The sequence below is a fragment of the Halomonas sp. BDJS001 genome (assembly GCF_026104355.1).
In the GTDB taxonomy this organism is placed as follows: Bacteria; Pseudomonadota; Gammaproteobacteria; order Pseudomonadales; family Halomonadaceae; genus Vreelandella.
In genome coordinates this window covers 4,493,062-4,519,733 of sequence record NZ_CP110535.1, presented here as the reverse complement: position 1 = coordinate 4,519,733, position 26,672 = coordinate 4,493,062, and the positions used below count along the sequence as shown (strand labels likewise).

Below are 26,672 nucleotides of genomic sequence, written 5' to 3'. Positions count from 1 at the left end.
TGGATCGTCTTCCTCCTTACGAAACAATGTCGAAAGAACGATCGAACGGCTTCAGCTTGGGCGCCATAGGCGCATCATTCGAACGACATCTCTCTGGATTAAGGAGCAGTAAAATGGCCAATACTCCCTCAGTAGACAATGCGGGTGGCGGTGCTGATTCTGCAATCGCCGATATGAAAGCAGTATTCGATCAGGCGATCGAAAAGTCCGCTGAAATCACCAAAGTCACGACAGAGAAGAAAACCGAGCTCGACGCTACCAAGCAGCGTCCGCAAAACTGATGCTCGGAAGCCTCGGGCAGCGCCTGCTGCCCGCGGCTTTTTTTGTCGTACTTCGCCCATGCAGTTCTGGGCAATAGAGATTTCGGAACCTCTCCCAATGAGTGGCTCGATGTGGAGGCATTCAGCGGAGGGAATCACCCAAGCTTCGTACGACACGGCGAGTTAAGTGTATGACTTTCTTCACCTCAGCTTCAGCGTCGGCACGCGAAGCCGTTACGACGCTCAAGGTTATCGCAGGCTTGCATCGCGGTGCCTTCATCACACTCACTGAGCCGATTTGTTGTATCGGTAGCGATGATTCTGTCGATGTCATGCTCGGCGACCCGCATATCGCACCACAACATATCGTACTGAGATTCTATGGCCGTTATGTTGCTATCGAGGCGCTGGGTAGCGACATTACCATCAATGATCGTTGTGTTAGCCAGGGCACCGGCTTGCGCTGTGAATTGCCGGCGGAGCTCCGTTTCAACGATGTGGCGCTCGAGCTTTCACGCCCCCCAGCGCCTGCCATATTCCCAGGGCTGCCCACCGTTCCAGTGCGTTGGCGTAAGTGGCTCAACCGCAGTGCTACGCTCGCCGCACTGGTCGTAACGCTGGGAGTACTGGCTTTCTATGAGTTTATCGATGTCAATCAAGCCGACGCCAACATTGGCTATCACCCCGTCACGGCAACGCTCGATGAGCAGCCCCTGATGAGCACTGCTCAGAGTACTCCCCCAGTGATGGATGAGGTTCGCCCGAGCCCGGTTCAAGCACTGCGTGAGCGCCTGGCGGAAGCCGGGCTTGCATCGCTGGAGGTTGCCGACAGTGGCGACTATATCAGCGTCTCCGGTCACTACGATCCCGACCAGGCGGGCGCTTGGAACGCCACCCAGCGTTGGTTCGACCAGCATTACGGCAGCCGCAACGTGCTGCTTAATGAAGCTCAACTGAGTGAGGTGCCGGTTCGCCCCGACCTGCAGTTGCAGGCCGTATGGTTGGGCAAGAACCCGTACGTAATCGACGCTCGTGGACAGCGTCTCTATCCCGGTGCGGCGCTGTCGTCTGGTTGGGTTATTTCAGCGATCGAAACGGATCGAGTGCTGTTGAGCCGTGGCGATGACCAGTTTGCCCTGACCCTATAATCCGGCGTATATCGCGATGAAGATCACTGATCGACTTGTTCCACGGGATCGTTATCACGTTACTGGCATCGACCCCGTCAAGCCTGGCGTCGTCGAGCAGCCGCCGCAGCAGGACGATACGTTCACGAGGGCTGTCAGCGAAGCCCGGCAGCGTGGCTCAAACCGCCCGGCGTGGGCTGAGCGTCTCGAAGCGCTCGCGCGCCCGGAGGCCAGTGATCCCGCCAGCTACGCCAACCTTCGCAGCATTGAGCTGCTCCAACACGTAGCCGACAACGTTCTACCTTCGCTGGATGCCGATGATGAGATCATGGCGTTGGCGGAGGAGGTGATCGGTGAAGAGCTTGATTGGCGGCAAGCATGGGAAGGCCGGATGAGTGAAGCAATCGCGCTGCCGCTGGACAACATTACCGACCAGGAGAGCGTGCCATGAGCGATACCGCTGATCGCGATGCCGTCGACCTATTGCATTTGATGGGGCACCTCTATCTCAAGAGTGGTCAGGTACAGCGCGGATTGGTGTTGCTGCTAATCGCGACACGTATGGCGCCGAATCACACCGGCGTACTGCAGGCGCTGTGTCAGGGGTTCCTTGCCAACGGCAACGGCCAGCGTGCGCTCAATGTGGTCGACCGGCTAGTGGCCGCGGGTGTAGAAGATGACGCCCTGCAACTCTTGCGTAGCCGCGCCCACTGGGTCAACGGCGAGCGTGATACTGCTCGTCGCCTATGGCGGGCGTATCTTGAGCAGCGGCGTCACTCGGAATCCCGGCAGGGAGAGCCCGTTACATGAACAAGCTCCTCGGCCGTCTCAATACTCTGGCTCGCCAGGCGTCCCAGCGCAGTGACGTGATCATTGCCGTTTTTATGGTGCTCTCGGTAGTGATGATGATCATCCCGCTGCCCACGGCGATGGTCGATACGCTGATTGGTATCAATATCGGTTTTAGCCTGCTGATTCTGGTGGTGGCGTTCTATATCTCGCACCCGGTCGAATTCTCCTCGCTGCCGCCGATCATTCTGCTCGCCACGCTGTTCCGGCTGGCGCTTTCGATCTCCACTACCCGGCTGATTCTGCTCGAGGGTGATGCTGGCCAGATCGTTTCCGCCTTCGGCAATTTCGTTATCGCCGGTGAGGTGGTCATCGGCATGGTGGTTTTCCTGATCATTACGGTGGCCCAGTTTCTGGTGATTACCAAGGGTTCGGAGCGCGTGGCCGAAGTGGCAGCGCGCTTTACGCTTGATGCCATGCCCGGCAAGCAGATGAGCATCGACAACGACATGAGAAACGGCGACATCGAGCCCGCTGAAGCCCGTCGCAGGCGCTCGCTGCTGGAGAGCGAAAGCCAGCTCTATGGCGCCATGGATGGGGCGATGAAGTTTGTTAAGGGCGATGCCATTGCTGGTTTGGTGATTCTGTTCGTCAATCTTATCGGTGGGCTGTCGATCGGCATGCTCAAGCACGATATGCCCTTCGGCACGGCGGTGGAAACCTATTCGCTGTTGACCGTTGGCGACGGCCTGATTGCACTGATCCCCGCCTTACTGATTTCGGTTGGCGCGGGTACCGTGGTGACCCGCGTCAGTTCCGATAATGCCAGCGATTTGGGCAGTGAGATTGTCGGCCAGCTTGGCAGCAGTGCCAAGGCAATGGGTTTGACGTCGGCGGTGCTACTCTGCGCGGCCTTCGTACCGGGCTTCCCATCAACCGTTTTTCTGACGTTGTCCGCACTGCTGGGCTTAGCCGCCTTTTTCCTGCATCGCCGTCGCCAGACGGCCGATGCCGAGACGGAGCAAGCGGCGCAGTCCGAAGTCGTCTCAGCGCCCCCAGCCGCGGAGATCAACGCCGTGAATGAGGCGATGAACGAGGCAGCACCGCCTGATGCCGCCGATGATGATCCACGCCAGTACCGCGTTATGCTCTGCTTGGCTGCTGGACTTGTGGATACGTTATCACTCGACAGGCTGCGTGAAAGTGTTCAGGCCACCCGCGAAGGCGTTGAGCGTGACCTGGGAATCGCCATCCCTCAGGTGGGAGTACGCCTTGAACCTGCCCTCAGCGACCAGCGCTTCGCCATCGAACTGGATGAAGTGCCGGTGCTCAACGGTGAACTACCCGACTCTTCAGTACTGCTCGACGACGATGCTGATGTTTTGGAGCTGCTTGAGTTGACGTCCTTCACCTTGCCCGCGCTCGTTGGTCGCGGCAGTTGGCAATGGCTTGCCGATGAGGACGCTTCAGCGCTGACGGAAGCCGGGATTCGCTATCGCACGCTGGATCAAGTGCTGGAGCGCTGTCTTGAGCGCACTCTCACGCGTTACGCCGGCGAGTTCGTGGGAATTCAAGAGGCGCGTGCCCTGCTTTACAAGATGGAGGCACACTATGCCGAGTTGGTGACCGAAGCCGTGCGCGTGGTGTCGCTACAAAAAATTGCCGAGATTTTACGTCGCCTAGTCAGTGAGGGCGTCCCGGTACGCGCCATGCGCACTATTCTCGAAGCCATGGTGACCTGGGGGCCGCAAGAGTCGAGCAGCGCTCGGCTGAGCGACCGGATACGCATCGCCATGGCGAGGCAGATCAGTCACCGCTATGCCCGCAGCGATCGGGTTCTGCCCGCCTGGATCGCGACCCGGCCGTTGGAAGAGGCCCTGCGTACCGCCCAGCGAAATAGTGAAAACCAGCCTGTCCGTAGCAGCATGCCAGCACCTCTTTCGCGGGCCTTGAACGGCTGGTTCCAGCAGCAACTTGAGGCGCTCGATAGCGACCTTCAGCCAGTGGTGGTGGCGGCCAGCGACGTGCGCGCGGCGTTACAGCAGTGGCTAAAACAGCACGATATCGATCTTCCGGTCATGGCCTGGCAAGAGATCGCACCGGAGTTCAGCCTGCAAGCAATCGCTCAGATACGCCTGCCCAAACCGATCCCACGCCGGGAATCGGAGGCAACCGCCAAGCTGTAACACGCTTGCGAAACAATGACGCCGTGTGTCGATGATTCAACACCCATGCAAATCGCTACAACAGGGATGAAGAATAACCGTGATCAGCGTAAAACCCGTCGATAGAAACCCTTACTGGGCTGTCCGGTACCCGACGTTTTGGGTATTGGCGTTACTGCTGTGGTTCGCGGTAATTCCTGCCAGCGCTGATGTTTCCGTGGACGCTTCCGGAGGTGCGATGACGCTGGAGACCGGGCAGGGGCGTATCCTGCGGTTCGACCAGGACGTTGCGTCGGTGTTCGTCGCTAACCCTGAGGTTGCCGATGTGCAGGTGGTCTCTGCCGGGGTCATCTATCTCTTTGGCAAACAGGCCGGCGACACTAATCTGATTGCGCTGGGGGCCGACGAGCAGAGCCAGGCCTCTCTGCGGCTGCAGGTTCGCGATGGTAATGCGCTGGCTTCTCAGGCGTTAAGGGAAATGGATGGCGACAGCCAGGTTCGCTTGCGTATGGCGGGCAACCAACTGGTGGCCGAGGGCAGTAGCCCCACGGTCGAGAGCGCCATGGTCACGCAATCGACACTTGATGCCCAAGCGCCGGCCGGCGGTAGCATCAACCGCTCCAGTTACGATGGCGCCACTCAGATCAACATTCGAGTGCGCTTTGCCGAAGTCGCCCGGGATGAACTGCTCAGCTATGGGGTCAGTTGGAATACGCTGATCAACAACGGCTCGTTCTCCTTCGGCGTGCTCACCAGCAATATCGCTCCTAATCCCATCGGTGGGGGTACCGATAGCATCGACGGTTTACTCCAGGCGCTACAGCAGAACAATCTGCTGCAGATCCTCGCCGAACCCAACATCACCACCGTCTCAGGGCAGACGGCGAGCTTCCTTGCCGGCGGCGAGATTCCTATACCGGTACCGGTTAACAGCGAACTGGTGGGTATCGAGTACAAACAGTTCGGTGTCTCGCTACTGAGCACGCCAACGTTGCTGCCTAATGGCCGGATCTCAATGGAAGTGCGCCCCGAAGTCAGCAGCATTGCCAGCGATAGCGTCCGGATTGGCGGCTATGACGTGCCGTCGCTTCAAGTTCGGCGCGCCGATACCGTGGTCGAGGTGGGCAGCGGGCAGACCTTTGCTATTGCCGGCCTGTTTCAACGCCAAGCGAGCAACCAGATCGAACGAATCCCGCTCCTTGGTGATATGCCGATTCTGGGCAATCTATTTCGATCACGACGTTTTCAGCGTAACGAGACCGAGCTGGTCATCCTGATCACCCCCTATCTGGTGGCGCCATCCTCCGCGCCGGTACCCAGAATGCCGCTGGATCGGGCACAGGTCAGCCGTAATCCCCAACTCGAAGATGACCCATTCGGATTCTATCTGCAATGAGTAGAGGCAACGTTTGCATGTCGCAGCTATTTACCTATTGGACGCGTACGGCTTCACGCCTTGGGCTCTGCTTGGTGGCGTTGCTGCTGGCCGGCTGCCAGTCCTCGATGGGGCCGATGAACTGGGACACCGGGTACCGGCAGATGACAACGACTGACGCTGCGCATGAATCAACGATCATGCCACGTCTCTGCCAGGCTGGGCCTGACGATGCAGAGCGAGTTGGGCTGCCACCTGGCTGCGCCAACGACTTCAATCTGCAGCAGATGATCGTTGAGCCACAAGATTTGGTAAGGGGAAGAGCAATGGGGCCCGCCATGGGCGCGCCGGTAGCAGATGCCGCGAATGAGTATCTAAATGGCCGCGAACGTGCCAACCAGCGTCGTGCGTTATTGGAGCAGGAAGCGCGCAATGCCATGGGCACCAACGCCACTACCAGTGATCTGTGATGGTATTAGTTAGAGGCTGATGCCAACCCGAGTGCCCGGGCGCGGGCGGCGGCATCGGGCAGCGTTGCTATGTGCTCGGCACTGGCTATCAGGGAAAGGCGGTTGGCCGCTGATAGGTCGGGGATATCGACTTGCTGTGCCTCATCGCTACGCCCGGCCAGTACCAGCACCAGAATCAGGTTGCGGAAATGGCGTTCTTCGGCCAGCGGGGAGTCCGTAATGCGTTGCATGTTCGCGATGGCCTGGGTGTTTTTACCAGCCAACGCTTCGGCTAGCGCCAGGTTGGCCTGAGCGTCGAGATCACGCGGCTCAAGTGCCACGGCGTTAGCAAACGCGCTGGCCGCCTGGGCGGGCTGACCGGCCAGCGCTTGGGCGGCGCCAAGGCGGCTCCAGGCCGCTGCGCTGTCTATTTCAGGCGCCGCCAGGGAAAGGTTGCGCAGGGCGCTTTCCGGTTGACCTAGGCGCAGTTGGGCCGTCCCGAGGCCGAGTAATGCTGGCGCTAAGTGGATGTCTTCGGCAAGCGCGGCACGAAACGCCTCAGCGGCTGCCTGGGGCTCGCCACTGGCAAGCAGTGCATTGCCCAGGCGAACCTGAATATCTGCGGAGGGGCCGTTCTGCTCCAGGGCGCGTTCGTACATCGCGGCGGCGGTCGCATGATCGCCTTGCTGATCGACATCTTTGGCCAAGTTTAGCAGGCGACTTTCATCGATCTCGGAAGGCGTCGCAGCGCAGGCTGACAGTAGCAGGCTCAGTATCAGGCTTGGCCCGGCGACGAACGCAGGTCGGCTCATGCTGGGCAAAAACGTACAAAATGCCTTCATTCGTGACTCAGTCCAGAGGGTTAGGAAATGAAAATCAGTGTACCGGAGAAACCAGGCTTGGGGCAGCAGGGATATGGATGAAGCGTGATGCGCGTTTACACCAGAAGGGAAAAAACTCAAAAAGACAGATTGCCGGTCACTCAACTGTCATCGGGGGGTGGGTAGGATGATGGCAGATAGGTGGAAGCACCCCTGGCTGGGCCATCTTGTGATGCTGGTGCTCGGTTGCTGTTTTACGGGTAACCCCGCGCTGGCCGCCGAGGCGCCTTGGTCGGGTCGTGAATATCGCTACATCGTGATCGAGCAAAGCGTGCGTGATGTGTTGCAGGAGTTTGGTCGCAACCTGTCACTGCCCGTTGAGGTCAGCGACGCGGTGGATGGTGAGGTGCGTGGTGATATCCGCGCTAGCACCGCTGGCGAGTTCCTCGAACAGGTCTGCGAATCCAATGGCCTGGGATGGTTTTACGATGGCTACGTACTGCATGTTGCCGCCCGCCAGGAGCTGAGCCGCCGGAGGTTTGAACTCACCGATGTCGATGTACCACGCCTGCGCGCGGAGATTACCCAGGCACAGGTCGGCAAGCCGTTGAGCGCAATGATTAATGCAGAGCACGACAGTCTTGAAGTGATGGGCCCGCCCGCCTGGATAGCGGACATAGCCCAACGGGTCGAAGCGTTGCGCCAGCCGAGCGCGCCGTCGATTCCCGCTGAAGTTAAGGTCTTTCGAGGCAGTGTGGCCCAGCCGCCTGGCTCGTGAGTGAGCAAGCGATGAAACCCACAGGAGGCAGTCCATGGCTATCGATCCCGTAAGCAGTAGTAACCCGGCAACAGAGTCTCTCCCCGATTCCCAGGCTTTCGACGACGCAGTCGATAACGCGAAGCTGCAGGAAACAATGGTAGAGGGAATGGTCAAGGTCGGCGGTCAGATGATTCTGATGCCGATGATGAACAATATTCTCAAGGAAGCGCAGTCCGACGAGTAATGACGAGGGGCGCGACCTCCATCGCGGTGTTCGCGCCTTTCTTAGCCGATGCGAGGGACTATTCCGACGAGGTGAATGATGACTCCCGTGACACCACCGGGCAGCGGTGCGCTAACCCCAGCACCCACGCCAGAGGTTAGCGCCAAGACGTTGGCATCGCAGAATCTTTTCGAACATATGACCCAACAAGCCGGTTCGTCTTTGTCGGGGACCAGCCCCAGCGAGCTGGGGTCAAGTCTGCTCAACAACCTTGACGGCTTTATTGACCGAGTTAATAACTTCGCTCAGCAGGCCAAGACCCCTGATGTGCAAACACCTGATCGCTTAGCTCAGGTGCTGCCTCAGAGAGTCCCCGACGCTGGCGACACGCCCTCCGCTCTGGAGGATGACAAGCTGGCGCAAGTCGTTGATTCGTTGGGGCGTGTTTTTGATCACTCCATCGAAACCACCATGATCGTTCGCGGTGCCACCCAGGTCTCGGGGTCGGCCAATACCTTGCTAAAAGGCCAATGACACTTGCACTTCGATCAACGACTTTCCGGCTACCAGCAAGCGCCACACCGCAGGGGGCGTAACGCCCTGCGGGTGTTGATGCTTATCGTGATGGCGCTGCTGCTTCAGGCCTGCGACACCGAGCTCTACACTAACCTCGACGAGCGCGAGGCGAATATCATCGTGGCGACGCTGGCGCGCAACGGCATACCTGCCGGCCGTCAGGCTCAGGACGAAGGCCAGATGACCGTCACAGTCAGCGAGGAGCGTTTCGCTGAGGCGGTCGAGATACTCGACCGTGCCGGGTTGCCGGAGCAGAAATTCGCCAACATGGGGGATATCTTTCAGGGCAACGGGCTGGTGTCGTCTCCCGTGCAGGAGCGCGCTCAGATGATCTTTGCGCTCAGTCAGGAACTCTCACACACCGTGTCTCAGATCGACGGCATACTCTCGGCACGGGTTCATGTTGTGCTGCCGGATAATGATTTGCTGCAGCAGAACAGTACGCCGTCTTCGGCCTCGGTCTTCGTGCGCTATATCCCTTCTCTGGAGATCGCCCCACTGATTCCGCAGATCAAGACGCTGGTGGCCAATGGTATTGCTGGCCTCTCCTACGACAAGGTCTCGGTGGTGCCGGTCGTCTCCGCTATTCCCGAGGAAATGCGTTCTACGCCGCAGCCGGTGATGGGCTCATTTCTGGGTATCGCGATGCCAGCGGCCAGCGTGTCCCGCATCGGTTGGGTCATCGGTCTGCTGAGCGTTGCGGTGATCGGGCTCGCTGCTACGGTCGGCTGGTTGGTCTGGCGTCAGCGTCGCCAGCGTCCCTATTCATTGACGACAACACCATGAGACAGCTTCATGAATAGTGCCTCTAAACGCGCTAGCGAATCGACCGCACCGGCCTTAAATGCCGAGCCTGATATCAGATCCACAGTCGAGCCACCGGTACGGATTGCTCTCGACCACTGGGTTGACTGCCTGGACGGCATTGCCGCCGACGCGATGCTGCGCCGTTGGTGCACTCAGCCGCGCTTTCGCCAGCGCCTGCTTGCCCGCCTGCAGCGCCGTCACCAACTTGCCTCTATCGCGGAACAGCCGCTAACGGATGCCGCCGACCAGGTGCTATGTCAGCTGGACAGCGATGATTTTACTGCCTGTGCCCGTGCCGCTGGGGTGATCATTCACGCCCATGCCTTTGTGCGCGAAATTCATGCGCCACGAGTGGCGGCGCTCAAACAGCGTTTCGGCGCTGAGCTCTATTCCCTGGCGCTTACCCACCGTGACCACGGCAGTGCTGAAGCCTGCGCTGAGGATGATCTCGACGCTCTGGAGACCGCCGTCGAGCACGATGGTCGTCGCTGCTTGGAGCGGTGGTGGCAAGCGCAAACGGTGGCGTTGCGTGCCTGGCTACGGCTGGGGTGGGCTGGCCAGTTTGAGGAGCCTGAAACGATCGCAGCAGATATCGCTGCTGTTGATATTGCCCGCTTGGCCGCTACACACGGCCTCTTCCAAGCCGACGATGAAGAGCGAGCTGAGATATGAATTCACTGCCGCCCCGCCCCGGTAAGGTCATCTTGCGCGCAGAGGAGGCCAACGCCTGGGTCGATGGCTACGCTTTTCTCGAGCGGGCGCGTCAGCGAGCCGATGAACAAGAGGCCCTCATTCGTCGTGCCCGCGAAGAGGGCCATGCCGAAGGCTTTGAGGCCGGTCGCCGCGATGGTGAAGCCCGCGCCGCTGAGCTACTGGCCAGCACCCAGCGTGACGTCAAACGTTATCTCGACGGGCTCGGCCCCGAGCTAGCCGAACTGTCGCTGACTCTGGTACGGCGTATTCTCGGCGAGTTCGACGATGTAGCGCTCATTACGCGCTGCGTGCGCCATGCGCTGAGCGAGTGGCGCCACGAACACCGTATCCATATTCGTGTTGCACCGACGCTCGTGTCACAGGTCACCGAATCTCTTGCCGCGTCTCCGCCCGGGGCCACCGACTATCAGGTCGAGGCCGACGCGCAACTGGCGCCAGCCCAGTGTTTGCTGGTGAGCCCCATCGCGGTTATGGATATCGGCCTGGAAGCGCAGCTCGAAGCCCTGCGGCGCGCTTTGCAGGATGATCGGGAGGGCCCATGAGCGAAAAGGCGTTCGAGGATCTCCTGACACGGCTTGGCGAACGTTTTGCCCAAGCGCAGACCCGCCCCATTAATGGCCGGGTACGCCGCATTCGCGGTTTGCTGGTTCACGCTAGCCTCGAAGGCGCCAGCATTGGTGAACTCTGCTACCTGCGCGATCCCGTCAGCGGTCGCCGCGTCGCCGCGGAGGTGATCGGCTTCGAAGAGGAGAGCGTCGTGCTCTCGCCAATTGGTGACCTCCAGGGATTGTCGACCCACAGTGAGGTAATTGCCACTGGCAGGGCCCAGGGGGTGGCCGTGGGTGATGCCCTGCTCGGTCGCGTCATCAATCCACTCGGCGACTGGCTTGATGGTCGCGCTGCACCAGCGCCCGGCTCGCTGCGCCATTACCCCGTCCATGCCGAGCCCCCCGCGCCGCTGTCCCGCCAGTTGATTGAGCAACCGCTAGCACTCGGGGTGCGTGCTATCGATGGCCTCAATACCGTTGCCCGCGGCCAGCGTGTCGGACTGTTTGGCGAAGCCGGCGTTGGTAAGTCATCACTACTTTCGGCCATCGTCCGTGGCAGTAGTGCAGAGATCGTGGTACTGGGGCTGGTGGGCGAGCGCGGCCGGGAAGTGCGCGAGTTGCTCGATGTGCAGCTGGGTGTCGACGCCCGCCAACGTACGGTATGCGTCGTGTCCACGTCTGATCGACCGGCGATCGAGCGCGCCCGTGCTGCCATGGTGGCGACCAGCGTGGCGGAATATTTCCGTGATCAGGGGCGCGATGTGCTGTTGCTGGTCGACAGTCTTACCCGCTTCGCCCGCGCCCAGCGCGAGATCGGACTAGCTGCCGGTGAACCGCCGACGCGCCGCGGTTACCCACCTTCGCTGTTTGCGGCGCTGCCCCGTTTACTCGAACGCGCCGGGCCCGGTGGCGCGTCGGGCGGCACCATTACGGCCATCTATACGGTATTGACCGAGGGAGATGGCATGCTGGATCCGGTGGCCGAGGAAGCCCGTGCCATCCTTGACGGCCACATCGTGCTGAGCGCCGATCTCGCCCGCCGTAACCACTTTCCAGCCATTGATATCCTCGCCAGCCGCAGCCGCTTGATGGAAAACGTTGCCAACGCTGAGCATCGCCGTGATGCCGGCAAAATGCGTGAGTTGATGGCGCGTTATCGCGATGTCGAGCTGCTACTGCAAGTGGGCGAGTACCGGGAAGGTAGCGACGCCGCCACGGATGAGGCGATTCATAAACGTGCTGAGATTGAGGCGTTCCTACGCCAATCCCGTGACGACCACAGCGCCTTTGAAGACACCTTGAAACAGTTAAGGGAGGTCGTCCAATGACGTCGCAACGTCAGCTTGACCGGCTGATGCAGCTTCGGCGCCAGCGTACGCGTCTCGCCGAGGAAGCCCTGGCGGCAGAGCAACGCCACTATCGGGAGTTCGAGGCTCACTGCCAGACACTCGGGCAGGCCCTGGAGCACCACCAATACCAAGTAGTTCAGCGCGAGCAGGCGCTGTTCGAACAGGGTGAACAACGACCGCTGAACGCCGAGGATCTGGCCGGTTGGCAGCAAACACTTGCCGACGATGCCGCCCACCAGGAGGCATTGCTTGAGCAGCAGGCAAGCAGCATCCAGACCCTGCGGGCCGCTGAGCGCGAGCGCGAATCCCGCGCTACTGAATGGGCGCACCGGTTACGCGCCCAGCGTGCGCTGGAACAACTCCAGACGTATCAGGGACAGGCGCAGGCAATCGAGGCCGAGCGCCTAGCCGAACTGGAAATGGAAGAGAGCCGGATCGGCCGGGCAGGTGAAGTATGACTGCCTTCAGCTCAACCGTTCGCGCGGAAGCGACGCCCGTGCCGCTAACCCTGACGCACTATGATGCCGAAACGCTAACACTGCATAACGCGCTGCATCGTTCTCGACAGCCGCTGACTTTCGGCTGGCATGGGCGTTCTGCCAGCTTATACCTGCTGCCGGAAGCGGCGGAGGTCGCCGCTGACATGACCGTCGCGGTATGCCTCGGCAACGAGCAACTGACCTTGAGCGCCAGTTGGCGCACATTCGACCATCTCAGTGAGCACCCTGATCGCAGGCGTTCTATGGAGGATGTCGATTCGGAGTTAGCTGCAATGTGGCTTGAGACGGTGTGGTTATCATGGCTTGAACCGCTGGAGGCAAGCCTGGGGGTCGACATCCGCGTGCAGCCCGCCGACCCGCAAGAGCCACCGGCAAACCCGATCCACATCACCCTGGCCTTCGAACTAGACGGCGGAGTTCACCCGCTGCGTGTGGGGCTCTCGGCCGCTACCGCCAAACACTTGCTGCCCCTGTTTGATCGCTATTTCCCCACGCAGCCCGCGATGGCGAGCAGCGTAATGGTGATGTTGAGCTTAATGGCCGGAGCCCAGACATTGACCGTGGGGGAGTGGCGCAGCCTTCGCCCTGGCGATGTGGTTATGCTCGAGTCATTCGCCAGTAACGAAGATCCCAATGGCGCAGCGTTGAACGTTGGCGACCGGTTTAGGGTCGGCGTCAGCTTAAGCGCCGATGGTGTGTGCCCCAAAGGCCCGCTGACCCCTGTTACCTCTTGCCAAATGTCTAACCCACCCTGCGAAGAGAACTTCATGAGCGAATCCCCTGTAGATACCCCAAACCTGGATACTCTGCCTGTGCGTCTGACCTGTGAAATGGGCAAGCTGGAGATATCGCTAGGCGAACTGCGCGCGTTGGGCGAAGGCAGCGTGCTGCCGATACAGCGCCGCCCTGAACAGGCGGTCGATCTTATCGTCAACGGCCGCTGCATGGGGCATGGCCGCCTGGTGATGATCGGTGACAGCATCGGGGTGCAGATCGAGAGGCTCGCGCTCGATGAAGGGCACGCCGGGGATGAGTGAATTTCAGCCTAACTTGATCGCCATCATCATCGTCGTGGCGACCATCGGCCTGGTGCCATTGGCGGTGGTGACCATGACGGGCTTTCTCAAAATTGCCGTGGTGCTGTTCTTGATCCGTAACGCCCTCGGCGTGCAGCAGACGCCGCCTAACCTGGTGCTCTACGGCATTGCCTTGATTCTAACGGTCTACATCACCACGCCACTGGTTGGCGATATGCTTCATCAGTTCGAGCAGCGCCCCGCAGGGATGGGCAGTGTCGAGGAGATCAAGCAAACCGGCGAGGCGCTGCGTGAACCCTTGCAGGATTACCTTTCTCGTTATGCCAGCGAACGCGAACGGGCCTTTTTCATTGATGCGACGCGCACACTTTGGTCGGAGGAAGCCCGCAGCGGTCTTCAGGACGACGACTTAGTGGTACTTATTCCTGCCTTCGTGAGCTCGGAGCTGACCCGTGCTTTCGAAATCGGTTTTTTGCTCTATATCCCGTTTCTGGTGATCGATTTGATCGTTTCCAACGTGCTGATGGCAATGGGCATGATGATGGTCTCGCCTACATTAATATCCACGCCGCTCAAGATATTTCTGTTCGTGGCCGTGGACGGCTGGTCACGGCTGATGCATGGCTTGATCCTTAGCTACGGGGGAGGCTGAGATGAGCGATGATATCTTTCTCTCACTGATGCAGAACGCGCTGTGGACGGCGCTACTGGTGTCGGCGCCGGCGCTGCTGGTGGCCATTGTGGTCGGGTTCGGGGTGGGACTACTGCAGGCGTTGACGCAGATTCAGGATCAGACGCTGCCGCAAGCCGTCAAGCTGGTTGCCGTGCTGCTGGTGCTGATCATCGCCGGGCCGCTACTGGCCGGACCCGTCATCAGCATCACCGATCAGGTGTTGAATAACTTTCCAGCCTGGTCTCGATGAGCCGGGCCGGCGTCGCTTATGCACTACGATGACTTCGCCCGCTTCCTGACCGATTTCGCTATCCAATGATCGCGGCGGCAGCGGTCGGCGTGGCACGGGCGCTAGGCATGGTGCTGGTCACGCCAGCGTTTAATCGCCTGGGGCTGACCGGCATGATTCGCTCGGCAGTGGCGGTGACGATCTCGATTCCGCTGATGGTGCCGTTATTCGATGCCATGGTGAATGCCGAACAGCTATCAAGCTTCACCCTTACCGGTATGGTGATCAAGGAGTTGCTGATTGGCGTGGTGATTGGGTTGGTCTTCGGCGTTCCGTTCTGGGCCGCGGAAGTGGCTGGCGAACTCATCGATCTACAGCGCGGTTCAACCATGGCGCAGATACTCGATCCCATGGGCTCAACGGAGTCCGGCGTTACCGCAACGTTGCTGACCGTGACGTTGCTGGCGCTGTTCTTCCTTACCGGCGGCTTTATGCTGCTGCTCGGCGGCTTTTATCGCAGCTATTCGTTGTGGCCAGCGGTGAATTTCACGCCACTAATGACCGAAGTGTCAGCGCTGGCGCTGCTTGGCCTACTCGACCAGGTGATGAAGGTCGGAGTGTTAATGATAGCGCCGCTGGTCATCGCGCTTCTGGTCGCGGATTTGATGCTTGCCTACCTCGCCCGTATGGCACCCAACCTGCATGTCTTTGACCTGTCACTCCCTATCAAGAACCTGTTGTTTGCATTCCTGATGCTGGTCTACGTCATTTTTCTGATCCCCTTTATGCTGGAGCACCTTGAGGCCGCCAATCTCTATATGGAACGCCTGGAAGCCATATTGGGCGTTATGGGTGGAAAGCGGTAATACCAGGGGCGCAGGGATACCCAGACAAGAGGATATTGAAACAGCATCACAAAGTTGCCATTAGAGTGTCACGCAGTCTCTTCAGACTGGTTTTCCGTCAGTGAAATTGGGGCTTCTCGTTGCCTGCCCCATCAGCTTGCGCTAACCGTGGAGGAGTATTCGATGCGTGTCGATCCAAAAACCAACCCCAAAGCAACACCGTTGACCAGCGCCTTTGGAAATTTTGGCTTTGTCCTCGACCTGGCAAAAAAGGCGGAAGCGGGCAAAGATACTGTGGACGCGGGCAAAAAGCCGCTGATGCCGGGCAGCCAGGATTATGAAGACACGCTGAATTCACTGGCAGTGGATATGGCGGATGGCATCGATATCGACAAGCGCAAGGTGTCCGCCCTGAAGGGAGACGCTGCGGATAAGTTCGAGGCGCTGGTTATCGCCGAGCTCAATGCGCAGCGCGCGGATGGCAAGAACGCTGACCTGTCCAAGGCGATCGACAGCGCCAAGGACGCGCTGTTTGACCGCATCGGACATGCCCTGGACAACGCCGACCGAAACGCCGACAAGGGCCTCGATGTCTTCGAGGGTTACTGGAAGCGCCATGGTGGTGAAGAGGCTGCGATCAACGCGGGCTATGACGCCTATGATGACTTTCTGGCCGATACCACGTTGACCGACAACCCCAGCTACGAAGATAACCTCAATGCTCTCGCTTCCGGATTGGCTGGAGGTACGCTAACCGATCAACGCAAGATATTGCACCTGGACTCTTCCGATACCCTGTCCCAGCTCTATAAGAATTTGATCAAGAGCAAGCTCGACGAAGGCGCCACTACTGAGGAAGCGTTGAGCCAGGTCAATGATGAGCTGCGCGACCGTCTCGAAAACGCTGGCGGCAAGAGTGTTGTTAACGTCTTCGATGGATACTTCAAGCGTCACGGCGGGGAAGAGGATACCGAAAAGCTGGCTGAAGAGACTTACCTGGCCAATCGCGACGAAGACGACATCGCCTACGACGATACTCTAAATTCGCTTGCCAGCGATATGGCTGAAGGCATCGACATCGACAACCGCAAGGTGCGACCGCTGACAGGAGACGCCAGCGATCAGTTCAGCCAACTGGTGGAGTACCAGCTTAACCAGCAGCGTGAGCGCGGCGATGCCCCGGATCTACAGGCAGCCATCGACGATGCCAAGGATGCCCTCTTTGACCGTACCGGCAACGCGCTGACCGATGCCGATAAGGACAGCAAGGACGGGCTCGATGTGCTCAATGGTTACTGGGAGCGTCATGGTGGCAAGGATGCTGCCACCTCCGCTGGCTTCGCGGCCTACGACGACTTTCTCGCCGACACCACCGTGACGGATAACCCGAGTTATGAGGATAACCTCAACGCCCTGGCCTCTGGCTTGGCGGGCAGCACGCTGACGGGTTCGCGCCAGATTCTGCATATCGAAAGCTCCGAAACGTTGTCGCAGCTCTATCAGAACCTGATCGACAGCAAGATGAGCGACGGTGCCTCCCGCGAGGACGCCACTGCCCAGGTTAACGATGACCTGCGCGAGCGGATCAGGCACGCTGCCGGAGACGACGGCAAGGCGGTGCAGAATATCTTCGACGGTTATTGGTCGAGGCACGGCGGGGAGACCAACACCCAGCGTCTCGCCGACAATGCGGAGCTGGACCCAGCCCGGCGCGATCACGATCTACCGGCCTTCAGCGATGTCGATATTCAGTCAATGGAAACCAGCGAGACAGATCCGGACGACAGCTCACGCAAGCTGACCGTCAGCGAGCTGACTTGGCAGAACCTGATCGAAGAGTGGAAGACGGGGATCGAGGACGGCAGTATCGATAAAAACGATGAGCGTGCCCAGTTCTACCGTGCGCTGCGAGCCCAGGGCGCGCTTGAAAACGGCCTGGATCTGGTCGGTCTCGATATGTCGGAAGGCTTGAGTCTTGACAACGTCACCGGCGAGGATCTCTCATCCATCATCGACGGTGAGAAGCTCGATGAAAGCCTCGGCGAGCTATTCGCCTCCGAGGCGGTGCAGGAGGATTACCAGGAGGCACAGACAGACGCGATCGACAAAGTCGCCAATAAGGACGCGATCGCTTCGCAACTGGAGGAGACCGCCTTCAGCGAGGAGTACATCAACTACATCAACGACCTGCGCGAGAGCGGCCAGGGGGAACTCGCCGAGCAGGATATCTCGCGAACCTACAATGCACTTTCGGCGCTGTTCCCGGCAACGGAAGAGAACGACAAGGCAGCCGAGTTCGCCCAGAGCCTGCAGCTCGACTCAATGATCACCGATCTCGACGATCTGATCGCCAACCCTGATCAAATCAATGATGCCAACACCGCGACGGCCACGCAGGATGTGGTCAAGATGGTATTGACCGCGCTCAAGCGTGCCGGTGTCGATATTCCGCGGCGCACGGCTGAGACGATCGACAAGTTTGTTAACGAGTTTCTTGACGATAAGCAAACTGCTAAGAACTTCGGTAAGGCGCTGCAGGAGCTCGGGGATCGCTTCCAGAAAAATGGTTCGATCACCCAGTCGGACATCGATGGCCTGCTGAAGAACGGTGTTTACAAGGCGCTCAACGAGCAGACCAACGGCGGCATGATGGCGCTGATTGGCACGCTCAACAGTAACGGCGCGCTGGGCTCGACCGGCGGGCTGATATCGCTCGCCTCGGGCATCTATCAGCTCGCAGGCGGCGCCAGCAAGCTGGCAGACAGCCACGAGGCGCGAATGGCCGTGGCCAAGGAGTTCATCAGCTTTTTGGGGGCCAGTCAGCACTTCGTCAACCTCGGCAGCAATATCTGGGACAAGGCCAAGGGCACCAACGTCAATGCCATGCTGGGGCTCGACAAGACGCTGCCGCAGATATGGGGTAATGACACTGCCAGCGGTAGCCCCTTTAATGAGGGTCAAGGCCTCAAATTCGTCGAGAATGTTGAGCAGATAATCGACGACGCCCCCGTCGGAGATCGCGAAAAGCTGAGCCAAATACTGGATATCAGCGAATCCGATACGGGCAAGATCGTGCAGGGTATCGAGGATGGTTACGCCAAGAATCCATCCCTGCCCAAAGCCACGACGACGACCCGCACCATCAGTTCCTTCCTGCGTGTGCTGGATGGTGCTGCCAACTCCGCCACTGGTGCGCTGGACATTGCCCTCGGCGGGCTGATGATTAAGCGCGGCGTGGACAGCGGCGACGGCGCTACCATCGGTCAGGGCGCCGTCACTGTTGCGGCGGGTGCCTTCGGCCTTGCCGGTGGAGCGTCATCGCTGGCGGCGCTCAAGGGCATTGCTGTCGCCCGTGCCGTCACCGGGCCGCTGTTCTGGATATCCGCCGGTCTGACGGTGGCGACGCTGCCATTCACTATTGTCCAGGATATCAAGCGCACCAACGCGCTTGAGGGGCATAAGGCTGACCTCAAGGAACTCTTCACGTCGCTTGATGAGGATGGACTGCTGACCGAAGATGGCCTGACTCGTTATGAGTTTCTCGAAGCGTACGTCCGAAGCTACGGTCAGCGTGATGCTCCGGACGACGAGAGCATTTTCGACTACCGTAGCGATGAGTATGAGTTCTACGTAGAGGAAGGCCATCTACCTGACTCGTCCTGGGACGATTTCGAGCACGAAGATTACGCAGGTGATGGCAGCAATCTCGAAACACAAATGGATAAAGGCTCGACAGTAGGTGCATAGGGGCACAGCAGCGGCATGAGCCAACAGCCCTCTGAAGAGAAGTCGCTACCGCCATCGTCGAAAAAGCTTCGCGATGCGCGCAAGAAAGGCCAGGTCGCCAAGAGTGCTGACCTGGTCACCGCGATGGTGATGTTGGCCTGCACGCTCTATATCGCTATCAGCGTGAATGACATCATTGCTCGTGTGCAGGGGTTGATCGACTCAACCGCACGACTCTATACCGAGCCGTTCGATACGCTGTGGCCGCAGTTGATGACCCAGGCTGGCGAAGTGCTGCTGATGTCGGTGCTGCCGCTGGTCGGTCTAACGCTGTTGGTGATCGTGTTGACCAACATCGTGGTACTGCAGGGGGTTGTCTTCTCCACAGAGCCTGTTCAACCCAAGCCTGAGAATATCGACCCGATCCAGGGGTTCAAACGCATCTTTTCTGTACGTGGGTTGGTCGAATTTCTTAAATCACTGTTCAAGATGGTGGCATTGGCCGTCGCGCTGTTGATCGTTTACCGCCTGGGCCTTCAGTCGTTGATGGAGTCCTCTCGCTGCGGCTATACCTGTGTTCAGGGTACTTTTCTCGCCTTACTCCAGCCGCTGGTGATCACTGCACTGATTGCCTTCTTACTGGTTGGTGCTTTCGATGTGTTGCTCCAACGCTGGCTATTCGAGCGCGACCAGCGCATGACGAAGAGCGAACAGAAGCGTGAGCGCAAGGATCAGGAAGGTGATCCGACGATGAACCAGGAGCGGCGTAAACAGCGGCGAGAAATGCATGAGCTGAACGCCAAAATCGGGGTTCAGTATAGCTCGCTGATGATCGGCACCGCAGAGGGTTGGCTGGTCGGTATTCGCTACGTGCGCGGTGAAACGCCAGTGCCATTGGTGACCTGCAAGGCCTCACCCGATCAGGCCGCTAGCTTGTTGGCGAGTGCTGCACCTCGCCGAATCCCGCGGGTTGCCGATCCGAAGCTGGCCGAGCTCATCGCCAAACGCGCGGGCAATGGCGATCCGGTGCCTGATGGTACCTTTCAGGTGGTGGCCGATATGCTGGTCGCAGCCAAGCTGATTTAGCCATCACTCGGCTGCAGTCGTTTGCCATGCCGCATGATTCATACGAATGACATTAAACCGGGCAACAATAAACAGGCTGTCCAACCAAACCTCTGCTTGGGAGATATCCGATGTCTACTGTAGTGTCACCTACAAGCGTAAACGCCCCCACTCAAAAAACCTCCACCTCATCCTTCGACGACCAGTTGAATATTGCCAAATCCAGTCAGGTTCTAGTGGATTATTTGAAGCAGCAGGGCAAGTCGGCGATCAATGCCGATGAGCTCGCTCAGCTGGCCAACAATTCGTCAGGCAGTGTCCCTGCTGAAGTTTCTGCGGCTGCTTCCTATATGACGCGCCACACCAATGTTTATACGGCGATCGAAACCCATGACGTTAAGGGTGAAGATGGTCTTTCTGGCGTCTGGAATTTCGAGTGGGCGGCCGAGGGTGGCCTCGACGGCACATCGGTAGAGGCGATGGCGAACATGCAGGATGTCTTTGATCGTGCGATCACTAAGTCTGCAGAAATTACCAAGTTGACCACCGAGAGCAAAACCGGATTGGATGCCACCAAACAGCGTCCGAGCAACTGAGTTTGCTTGCACGATGTAAAACTAAAAGCATGGAAGCGTCCGGTCTAGTGCCGGATAATAAAAGCCTAATACGCTATCGGCGACGTAGCTGCGTAAAAAAGCTCTAGTGGGTATAAAGTCCTAATTGGGTATATAGAATACCGTTAGTGATACCTACCCTGACCTTGGAGCTGCCTTGGATAGATTCGAAGAGATGCGCGTGTTCGCGGCGGTGGCCCAGCTAGAGAGCTTTTCGGTTGCTGCTCGGCAGCTTGAGCTGTCACCTCCTCGGGTTACCCGGGCGGTGGCAGCGCTTGAAGCGCGTTTGGGCGTTGCCTTATTACAGCGCACCACGCGCCAGGTGCGCGTGACGGAGGCGGGGCGCCGATATCTGGAGGATGCCCAGCAGGTGCTTGCGCAGCTTGCGGAGGCCGAGGCCGCCGCGACCGGCAGCTATCTTACTCCACGCGGTCTATTACACGTGACCGCACCGGTACTGTTCGGCGAGTACTTCGTTACCCCGCAAATCGTCGATTACCTGGATCACTACCCGGATGTACAGGTTCGCGCCGAGCTGATCGACCGGCCGGTCAACCTGCAGGAGGAGGGCATAGATGTGGCGGTGCGCATCGGCCATGTGCCGCAGGATTGTCAGCACTTGACCGTGCCCGTTGGCGAAGTGCGGCAAGTGGTTTGCGCTAGCCCCGGGTGGCTGGCCCGGCACGGTGAACCAACACACCCCCTTGAGCTGGAAGCGTTGCCCACGGTAGTGGCCGAAGGTGGCAACTTGAGCGGCCACTGGTGGTTCGAGGAGGAGGGCAAGCGCATTGAAGTAACGCCCTCGCCACGGCTGCGCATCAGCGCTATTCACGCGGCGTTAACGGCGGTCGAGGCGGACGCTGGATTGACTCGGCTGCTGTCTTACCAGGTGGCTGCCAGTGAAGCCGAAGGTCGAGTACGGCGAGTGTTAACGCGCTTCGAGCCTGCCGCCATTCCCATCAATATCTGGGTGACGGCAGGCCGTGGACGCGCCGCCAGCGTGCGCACCTTCGTTGACTTTCTTGCCGAGCGGCTGCGTGCTGACCCGGCGCTCGCCTACCGCGGTTGACCATGACGCTCTCCCCTGAATCGCCGCTGCGCTTTGAGGCTTTAATGGCGCTGTCGGCTGTTGCCAGGCACGGCAGCGTGCAAGCCGCGGCTGAAGCGAGCAGCCAGTCGGCGGCGAAGCTCCACCGTCTACTGCGCGCTCAGGAGCAGCGTCTGGGAGTCGCTTTGGTCACTTCCTCAGCCAGAGGCAGTAGGTTGACAGCGGCGGGCGAGCGATTGCGCGACTACGTCGATACGCTGATCCACGCAGTCACTGACGCCGAAAGCAGTGCACGCCAGGAGCACCGGGAGCTCAACGGCACGCTACGTTTGCAGGCGCCCCAGGCGTTGATTGAGCCACTGTTGCTGCCGTTAGTTCTGAGGCTGCAAGAGCGGCACCCTGCATTAACGGTCTGCCTGCTGAGCGATGAGCACCCAAGTCATGTGGGAACTGGAGCACCGGCGCACCTACGACTGATGCGCGGGCCGCTGCCTGCTTCTGTGTACGCCAGGCCCCTGGGTGAATTACGCATTGGCTTGTTTGCTAGCCCCCGCTATTTGAATAAGGCAGGACGACCGGATAGCCAGAGTAGTCTGGCCCGCCATGCGCTTATTCACTGCTCACAGGAAGGAGTGGCCCCCGTGTGGCGGCTGACCGAAGGCCAAACTCTACGCTTTGAACCCAGGCTTAGCATTAGTGCATCTAGTGCCTCGCTGCGGGCAGCCATTGAGGGCGCTGGTATCGTGTGCTGCTATCAGCTAGAGGCGCGCCGCGCCTGTGCCCAGGGGCTGCTCGAACCCGTCGCTGAACCACTCTGGCCAACGGCGCACTCCTTGGCGTTAACCTACGCCCTTGGCATTCGGGCACCCGCCAGCGTTATGGCGTTTTTGGAGCTAGCGACCCCTTGGTTGCGGGAGTGGTTGGTCGACTGATTATTTCAGTTAGCGTAATTATCTGTTGCTAAAAATCGCCATTCTTGCGGTTCTTGTTTTAGCTCAGGATAGGTGACGTTGCCTAACGGCTGTGACGTCCACTGGTTCTTTACGAAGCTAACTCGAGGAGATAATCGCATGTCTAATGATATCAAGGTTTACCGCCACGCTCTTTCCGGCCACTGCCACCGCATCGAGCTGATGCTTTCGCTACTTGGCTTGCCCGCCACCTTTATTGATGTGGATCTCGCCGCGGGTGAGCACAAGGCATCGCCTTTTCTTGATATGAACGCCTTCGCACAGGTGCCGGTGATCGATGACCAGGGGGTTATCCTGGCGGATTCCAATGCCATTCTGGTCTATCTGGAACGTCGCTATGGTTCTGGTCGCTGGTTACCGGACGATCCGTTGCTTCAAGCCCAGGTACAACGCTGGCTGTCCGTGGCGGCAGGGCCTTTGGCGAACTCAGCGATGAAGGCGCGATTAGTCACGGTCTTTAATGCCCCGTTCGATCCTGAACCGCTGATTGCTGATGCCCATGAGCTGTTTGCGATTGTCGATGCCCACTTGGCGCATCAGCCCTTCCTGGCAGGGGATAAAGCCACCCTGGCGGAGGTTTCGCTCTACAGCTATATCGCTCACGCTCCCGAGGGCAATGTGTCGCTGGAACCTTACCGCCATATTCGTGCCTGGCTGCAGCGCATCGAAGCGCTGGAGGGCTTTGTACCCATGGCTGTTACCAAAATAGGCCTAGTGAGCTGATTACCTGCCAGGAGTCGAGAGTGGAAAACGCCGACACTACCAGCCCGTGGCACGCGGGTGAGCTTGCCCTGCAGCGCGTGGTCGGGGTGGAGCAACAGATGGCGCAGATTGGCCGCAAGGTAATGCGTCCCTTTTTAACGCCACAATTGCAGCACTTCTTTCCTCAACTGCCCTTTGTGGCTGCGTCGGCGGTGGATGGTGACTGCTGGCCATGGATCACGCTGCTGGAGGGCGCACCAGGATTTGTTTATGCGCCGGATGAATCACGGCTTGATCTCGCTTTAACGCCGGCTGTGAATGATCCCGTTACAGCGCTGCTGAATGGCGGTGCCAACATTGGGCTATTGGGTATCGAGCTGCACACGCGCCGTCGTAACAGGGTTAACGGCGTATTGCGGGGCTCAGCAGGTCAATGGCAGCTAGAAGTCGTTCACGCCTTTGGCAATTGCCCCCAGTATATTCATGACTGGTCGGCGATGAGGTCGGTGCAGCCCCAGGCGGGCCACGTGCTAACCATGCGCGACGCGACCCTCGATCAGTTGCCAGAGCCGGTGCTGGCGCATATCGACCGGGCGATCACGGCCTTCGTGGGTAGTTACGCGCATACCGACCAGGGCGTTCAGGTGGATGCCTCTCATCGCGGTGGGCAACCGGGGTTTATTCGCCGCCAGGGATCTGATCTGATCCTGCCCGATTTTGCGGGTAACCAGTTCTTTAACACGCTGGGTAACGTGCTGACCAGTGGTCGCGCTGCCTTGGTGATACCGGATTTTGTCAGCGGAGATGTGCTACATCTGACCGGCGAAGCGCGGCTTGTGGACGAGGAGACCGCAGGGGCGCGTTATCCTGGCGCTGAACGCTACTGGAGCTTAACGCCGCGGCATATTGTTTGGCGGCCGGGGGTCTTGCGCTGGCGTAGTCATGCAGGTGCAGTGGCCGTTGAGGCGGAGCCCCATGGGCCCTGGCAGCCACTTACGCGTGCTGAACGGCAGCGTGTTCAAGTGGCCGCCGTGGTGCAGGAGACAGCCGAGATCCGCTCTTTTTATTTGCAGAGTGCCCACCAAGACCAGGCGCTGGCGCCCTTTGAAGCGGGCCAGTTTATTACGCTACACTTGCCGCGCCTGGATGGCACGGCGTTGGTACGCAGCTATACGCTTTCGGGTGGCAGCCAGCAGGCTGGCTATCGTATCAGTATTAAGGCCGACGGCGAGGGCTCGCGTTACTTGCACAGCGCGCTACAGGTGGGTACCGAACTCGCTGTGAGTATGCCAACGGGCTCATTCACAGCAGGGGCTAGCGGCTCAGAGCGTGCCCACTGGGTGCTGCTGGGAGGCGGTATCGGTATTACGCCCATATTGAGCCTGGCCCATGAATTGACTGGCGCAGGCCGTGGCCCGGTAACATTAGTGCAGAGCGTGCGCGATGTGGCTGAGGCCCCTTTCGGTGCAGAGATACTCGACCTTGAGGCGCGAGGGCTGCGTTTGCAGCGGCATGTCACCAGAACGACAACTGCCCTCAATGGATGGATGGCAGGCCGGGTTTCACTGGGGCAGGTGTTTACCGATCAGGTGCTGTCAGAAGTACAGCTGTACCTATGCGGCCCCGCCGCCTTTGTAGAGCGCTACCACCAGGAGGCGCTGGAGCTCGGACTCTCAACGGGGCAGATACACACAGAAGCGTTCGGCCCCTCGGCACTGACCCAAACATACGCAGTGCCCACCGCAGAACAAGCGGTAGAAGTTAGCTTTGCCAACTCAAGCGTGGTCACCCACTGGCAGCCGGGCGAAAGCCTGCTGGAAACCGCCGAAAAAGCGGGATTACAGCCTGCCTATGGGTGCCGCAGTGGCAGCTGTGGCGAGTGCGCCTGCACGCTGGTGCAGGGGGAGGTGACCTACCCCAATGGCATATCCGCGCCAGAGGGGGAGATTCTGCTGTGCAGCGCCCGCCCAGCGGTAAACTCGGGGAGGGTAGAGATTACGCTGCCTAACGGTTAATCGCGCCTCTATCGATTAGAAGGTTCCAGGGTAGGCACCGCCATCGAGCAGGATATTCTGCCCTGTTAGATAGCCTGCATGCTCGCTGCACATAAAGGCACAAAAGGCACCAAACTCCTCAGCGGTGCCGAATCTCCGCGCAGGAACCCCTTGGGCACGCTGCTCACGTACCTGCTCGATATCTTGCTGATTCTTCTCGGCGACCTTCTTGAAGTTGCCGCGCAGACGGTCGGTATCGAAGGAGCCAGGTAGTAGGTTATTGATCGTAACGTTGTGCGAGGCGAGCTGCGGCTGGCGTGCAAGCCCCGCGACGAAGCCGGTTAGCCCGCTGCGCGCGCCGTTGGATAGCCCAAGAATGTCGATGGGGGCTTTTACCGCGCCCGAGGTAATATTGACCACGCGGCCAAAGCCGTTGGCGGCCATACGGTCTACCGTGGCCTTGATCAGCTCAATAGGCGTGATCATGTTGGCATCCACGGCCTGTATCCACTCTTCTCGACTCCAGTCACGAAAATCACCCGGCGGTGGCCCACCGTTATTGTTGATCAGAATATCGACCTGAGGGCAGGCGGCCAGCAGCGCCTCGCGTACCTCCTCGCGCCCGATATCCCCAACCACAGGGCGAACTTCGATGGCTGGATTAAGGGCCCGCAACGCGTCGGCGGTCTTTTCGAGTACCTCGGCATTGCGTGAATTAATGGCCAGGTTGACGCCCTCTTTGGCCAGCGCTTCGGCGCAGCCTCGCCCCAACCCCTTGCTAGCTGCGCATACCACGGCCCAGCGTCCTGCGATTCCAAGATCCATACCATGTACTCCTGTGTGTTCGATATTTGGGCTCATCGTGACGAATAGCCACTGTCTACCGGTAATAGAATAGTACGCCCGTTATAAAGTTAGCGCCCGGTGAGGTCGTTGGGGTTACCCCAGCGCCGTCACACTGGTGGTCATGCTGATGCAGACCAGAAGCGCTCCATGCTCTTGTAGCAGTGCGGTGCCATTGTCACCAGAACATACATTGCGACCAAAGTATGTCGTGATAATTGAAGTGCTATGAGCTAGGGTCTGTACTATGGTATCCAATAGTATTCAATAGTATTCTTTGTGGGGGTGATGATTTAATGAGTACTTCTGTCGAGGGGGCCAGGCAGTTGGAGTGTGAACTACATACTTATGAGGTGAAGTTTGTCGATGCGCTCGTAGCGCGTACCCGGCAGGCTGAGCGCATACTTGCTGAGCGGGCTGCTAGCAACGCATAAACAGGGCTCGTTATTAACATTGGCGCAC

At 59.2% G+C, this 26,672-nt stretch carries 29 protein-coding genes; 27 read left to right on the top strand and 2 right to left on the bottom strand.

The annotated features are described in order from the left end of the window. The first annotated feature begins 113 nt into the window (after positions 1-113). From OM794_RS20950 to OM794_RS20920, 7 genes are all read left to right on the top strand, one after another. On the top strand, positions 114-281 hold the full coding sequence (locus tag OM794_RS20950) for a hypothetical protein (protein WP_226246534.1): 168 nt from the start codon (positions 114-116) through the stop codon (positions 279-281). Positions 282-451: 170 nt separating this feature from the next. Next, the gene (locus OM794_RS20945) at positions 452-1,408 is read left to right on the top strand and encodes an FHA domain-containing protein (protein WP_226246535.1); all 957 of its coding nucleotides are present in this window, start codon (positions 452-454) and stop codon (positions 1,406-1,408) included. Positions 1,409-1,424: 16 nt separating this feature from the next. Then, a complete protein-coding gene (locus OM794_RS20940) occupies positions 1,425-1,838 on the top strand; it encodes a hypothetical protein (RefSeq protein ID WP_226246536.1) in 414 nt (137 codons plus the stop codon). Continuing rightward, positions 1,835-2,197: a tetratricopeptide repeat protein gene (locus OM794_RS20935; RefSeq protein WP_226246537.1), complete on the top strand. Its 363-nt coding sequence runs from the start codon at positions 1,835-1,837 to the stop codon at positions 2,195-2,197. The genes OM794_RS20940 and OM794_RS20935 overlap by 4 nt, the downstream gene beginning before the upstream one ends. Then, a complete protein-coding gene (sctV, locus tag OM794_RS20930) occupies positions 2,194-4,362 on the top strand; it encodes a type III secretion system export apparatus subunit SctV (protein WP_226246538.1) in 2,169 nt (722 codons plus the stop codon). Before OM794_RS20935 ends, sctV begins: the two co-directional genes overlap by 4 nt. Positions 4,363-4,441: 79 nt before the next feature. Beyond that, positions 4,442-5,737 carry a type II and III secretion system protein family protein gene (locus tag OM794_RS20925; RefSeq protein WP_226246539.1) on the top strand — a complete coding sequence of 432 codons (1,296 nt, stop codon included), beginning with the start codon at positions 4,442-4,444 and terminating at the stop codon, positions 5,735-5,737. 17 nt (positions 5,738-5,754) lie between these two features. After that, the gene (locus OM794_RS20920; protein WP_226246540.1) at positions 5,755-6,186 is read left to right on the top strand and encodes a hypothetical protein; all 432 of its coding nucleotides are present in this window, start codon (positions 5,755-5,757) and stop codon (positions 6,184-6,186) included. 5 nt (positions 6,187-6,191) lie between these two features. On the opposite strand, the gene OM794_RS20915 is transcribed toward OM794_RS20920, so the two are convergent. Further along, positions 6,192-7,007, bottom strand: coding sequence for a tetratricopeptide repeat protein (locus OM794_RS20915; RefSeq protein ID WP_226246541.1), 816 nt, complete (start codon positions 7,005-7,007; stop codon positions 6,192-6,194). A 166-nt stretch (positions 7,008-7,173) separates the two neighbouring features. On the opposite strand from OM794_RS20915, the gene OM794_RS20910 reads away from it, so the two are divergent. The 19 genes from OM794_RS20910 (at position 7,174) to OM794_RS20820 (ending at position 25,388) form a co-directional block, all read left to right on the top strand. Beyond that, positions 7,174-7,764 carry a hypothetical protein gene (locus tag OM794_RS20910; RefSeq protein ID WP_226246542.1) on the top strand — a complete coding sequence of 197 codons (591 nt, stop codon included), beginning with the start codon at positions 7,174-7,176 and terminating at the stop codon, positions 7,762-7,764. A 34-nt stretch (positions 7,765-7,798) separates the two neighbouring features. Then, entirely contained in the window at positions 7,799-7,990 is a 192-nt protein-coding gene (locus OM794_RS20905) for a hypothetical protein (protein ID WP_035537911.1), read from the top strand. A gap of 75 nt (positions 7,991-8,065) precedes the next feature. Beyond that, positions 8,066-8,503, top strand: coding sequence for a hypothetical protein (locus OM794_RS20900; protein ID WP_265154017.1), 438 nt, complete (start codon positions 8,066-8,068; stop codon positions 8,501-8,503). A 3-nt stretch (positions 8,504-8,506) separates the two neighbouring features. Next, entirely contained in the window at positions 8,507-9,331 is an 825-nt protein-coding gene (gene sctJ / locus OM794_RS20895; protein ID WP_226246544.1) for a type III secretion system inner membrane ring lipoprotein SctJ, read from the top strand. A 9-nt stretch (positions 9,332-9,340) separates the two neighbouring features. After that, a complete protein-coding gene (locus OM794_RS20890; protein ID WP_226246545.1) occupies positions 9,341-10,024 on the top strand; it encodes a hypothetical protein in 684 nt (227 codons plus the stop codon). Further along, the gene (gene sctL / locus OM794_RS20885; protein ID WP_226246546.1) at positions 10,021-10,608 is read left to right on the top strand and encodes a type III secretion system stator protein SctL; all 588 of its coding nucleotides are present in this window, start codon (positions 10,021-10,023) and stop codon (positions 10,606-10,608) included. The genes OM794_RS20890 and sctL overlap by 4 nt, the downstream gene beginning before the upstream one ends. Beyond that, positions 10,605-11,942: a FliI/YscN family ATPase gene (locus OM794_RS20880; RefSeq protein WP_226246547.1), complete on the top strand. Its 1,338-nt coding sequence runs from the start codon at positions 10,605-10,607 to the stop codon at positions 11,940-11,942. Before sctL ends, OM794_RS20880 begins: the two co-directional genes overlap by 4 nt. After that, complete coding sequence (locus tag OM794_RS20875; protein WP_226246548.1) at positions 11,939-12,421, top strand: type III secretion protein; 483 nt, start codon at positions 11,939-11,941, stop codon at positions 12,419-12,421. The genes OM794_RS20880 and OM794_RS20875 overlap by 4 nt, the downstream gene beginning before the upstream one ends. Continuing rightward, complete coding sequence (gene sctQ, locus OM794_RS20870; RefSeq protein WP_226246549.1) at positions 12,418-13,500, top strand: type III secretion system cytoplasmic ring protein SctQ; 1,083 nt, start codon at positions 12,418-12,420, stop codon at positions 13,498-13,500. The genes OM794_RS20875 and sctQ overlap by 4 nt, the downstream gene beginning before the upstream one ends. After that, the gene (gene sctR, locus OM794_RS20865) at positions 13,493-14,152 is read left to right on the top strand and encodes a type III secretion system export apparatus subunit SctR (RefSeq protein ID WP_226246550.1); all 660 of its coding nucleotides are present in this window, start codon (positions 13,493-13,495) and stop codon (positions 14,150-14,152) included. Before sctQ ends, sctR begins: the two co-directional genes overlap by 8 nt. A 1-nt stretch (position 14,153) precedes the next feature. After that, complete coding sequence (sctS, locus tag OM794_RS20860; RefSeq protein ID WP_226246551.1) at positions 14,154-14,423, top strand: type III secretion system export apparatus subunit SctS; 270 nt, start codon at positions 14,154-14,156, stop codon at positions 14,421-14,423. Between the two features lie 65 nt (positions 14,424-14,488). After that, positions 14,489-15,268, top strand: a complete 780-nt coding sequence (gene sctT / locus OM794_RS20855) for a type III secretion system export apparatus subunit SctT (RefSeq protein ID WP_265154015.1) — start codon at positions 14,489-14,491, stop codon at positions 15,266-15,268. Between the two features lie 162 nt (positions 15,269-15,430). Next, entirely contained in the window at positions 15,431-18,994 is a 3,564-nt protein-coding gene (locus tag OM794_RS20850; protein WP_226246553.1) for a hypothetical protein, read from the top strand. A 15-nt stretch (positions 18,995-19,009) separates the two neighbouring features. Then, entirely contained in the window at positions 19,010-20,059 is a 1,050-nt protein-coding gene (locus OM794_RS20845) for an EscU/YscU/HrcU family type III secretion system export apparatus switch protein (RefSeq protein ID WP_226246554.1), read from the top strand. Between the two features lie 110 nt (positions 20,060-20,169). Then, on the top strand, positions 20,170-20,634 hold the full coding sequence (locus OM794_RS20840; protein ID WP_226246555.1) for a hypothetical protein: 465 nt from the start codon (positions 20,170-20,172) through the stop codon (positions 20,632-20,634). A 175-nt stretch (positions 20,635-20,809) separates the two neighbouring features. Next, positions 20,810-21,721 (top strand): LysR family transcriptional regulator, encoded by a 912-nt coding sequence (locus tag OM794_RS20835; protein WP_226246556.1) that lies wholly within the window; start codon positions 20,810-20,812, stop codon positions 21,719-21,721. 2 nt (positions 21,722-21,723) lie between these two features. Continuing rightward, on the top strand, positions 21,724-22,632 hold the full coding sequence (locus tag OM794_RS20830; RefSeq protein ID WP_226246557.1) for a LysR family transcriptional regulator: 909 nt from the start codon (positions 21,724-21,726) through the stop codon (positions 22,630-22,632). Between the two features lie 138 nt (positions 22,633-22,770). Beyond that, a complete protein-coding gene (locus OM794_RS20825; protein WP_226246558.1) occupies positions 22,771-23,394 on the top strand; it encodes a glutathione S-transferase family protein in 624 nt (207 codons plus the stop codon). A gap of 20 nt (positions 23,395-23,414) precedes the next feature. Next, on the top strand, positions 23,415-25,388 hold the full coding sequence (locus tag OM794_RS20820; RefSeq protein WP_226246559.1) for a pyridoxamine 5'-phosphate oxidase family protein: 1,974 nt from the start codon (positions 23,415-23,417) through the stop codon (positions 25,386-25,388). Positions 25,389-25,403: 15 nt separating this feature from the next. Here OM794_RS20820 and OM794_RS20815 read toward each other — a convergent pair whose 3' ends face one another. Next, complete coding sequence (locus OM794_RS20815; protein WP_226246560.1) at positions 25,404-26,192, bottom strand: SDR family oxidoreductase; 789 nt, start codon at positions 26,190-26,192, stop codon at positions 25,404-25,406. A 314-nt stretch (positions 26,193-26,506) separates the two neighbouring features. On the opposite strand from OM794_RS20815, the gene OM794_RS20810 reads away from it, so the two are divergent. Then, positions 26,507-26,644, top strand: coding sequence for a hypothetical protein (locus OM794_RS20810; RefSeq protein WP_226246561.1), 138 nt, complete (start codon positions 26,507-26,509; stop codon positions 26,642-26,644). The last annotated feature ends 28 nt before the right edge of the window (positions 26,645-26,672 follow it).